2 protein-coding genes are annotated in these 1,238 nt (G+C 73.4%); both read right to left on the minus strand.

Annotation, left to right across the window (positions count from 1 at the left end; all coding sequences use genetic code 11):
- Window positions 1-37: 37 nt before the first annotated feature.
- Entirely contained in the window at window positions 38-403 is a 366-nt protein-coding gene (locus CA983_RS43835) for a DUF952 domain-containing protein (protein WP_086606127.1), read from the minus strand.
- A gap of 42 nt (window positions 404-445) precedes the next feature.
- Window positions 446-1,238 (minus strand): class A beta-lactamase (gene bla, locus CA983_RS43840; protein WP_086606128.1); only part of this gene is annotated, 793 nt, incomplete at its 5' end.

Consider the following 1,238-nt stretch of genomic DNA (forward strand, 5'->3'; position numbering starts at 1 on the left):
ATTCCTGATCGCTCACGCGGTCATCCTGTCGTACGGCTCATCCGGTCGTGTCCCCCAGCCCCACCGCACGGCCCTGCTCGTCCCACCGCACCTCCAGGACATGGTCGACGGCGTCCCGGTCGAGGGGGCCGTACACGTGCGGGAACCGGGTGTCCTCGGCGACGCCGGGCGGCGGGGCGGGGGCCGCCGCCTCCCACTCCACCCGCGCGGTGAGGCGGGTCTCGTCGAGGGCGAGCACCAGCAGGGGCCGGGGCGCGTCCCGGTAGAAGGCGTTGACGACGGCGAGTGTGGTCGGCTCGTCGGGTGAGCAGTGCACGAAGCCCTCCTCGGCGAGGGAGGCGGGTGCGTACGGACCGTCGGGGGCGGCGTTCCAGTCGGTGAGCGGTACGGAGTGGTAGATCATGGCCCCGTTATAAGCCACCGGGGCCCGGGGGCGCGGGGGCCTCTAGAGCCCCAGGGCGGTGATGGTCCGGGCGGTGGCTTCGGCGATCAGGGCGTCCGAGGGTGCGGCGTCGTAGCCGGGCCGGTCGGTCATGACGGCCAGGACGAGCGGCTCGGTGCGGGGCGGGCGGACGATCGCGATGTCGTTGGCCCTGCCGTAGTTGCCCGTGCCGGTCTTGTCGGCCACCTGCCAGCCCTTGGGAAGTCCGGCCCGGATGCGGCGGGCGCCGACCGCGGTGGCGTTGTGCGAGAGCCAGTCCGTCAGCAGCGCCCGTTCACCGGCGGGCAGTGCGGTGCCCAGGAGCAGCTTGTGGAAGTCGGCGGCGATCGCGCGGGGAGTGGTGGTGTCGCTGGGGTCCTCCGGCGGTACGTCGTGCAGTTCCGGTTCGTAGTGGTTCATGCGGCTGACGCTGTCGCCGAGGTCGCGCAGATAGGCGGTGAGCTTCGCCGGGCCACCGAGGTCGCGCATGAGCAGGTTGCCGGCCGTGCCGTCGCTGTGGCGGACGGCGGCGTCGCAGAGCTGGCGCAGCGTCATGCCGGTCGCGACATGCTTGGCGGTGATCGGCGTGGTGGACCGGAGGTCGTCCCGCGTGTAGGTGACGCGCCGGTCCAGGCCGTCGAGGGAGCGGTGGTGCAGGACCGCCGCCGCGGCCAGGGCCTTGAAGACCGAGCAGAACGCGAAGCGCTCGTCGGCGCGGTGGATCGCGCTGGCGCCGGTGCCGGTCGCGAGGGCGTAGACGCCGACGCGGGCGCCGTACTCGCGCTCCAGGTCCGCCAGGCGCGGGCGGTGGACGGAC

The sequence above is a fragment of the Streptomyces swartbergensis genome (assembly GCF_002148965.1).
GTDB classification, from domain to species: Bacteria; Actinomycetota; Actinomycetes; order Streptomycetales; family Streptomycetaceae; genus Streptomyces; species Streptomyces swartbergensis.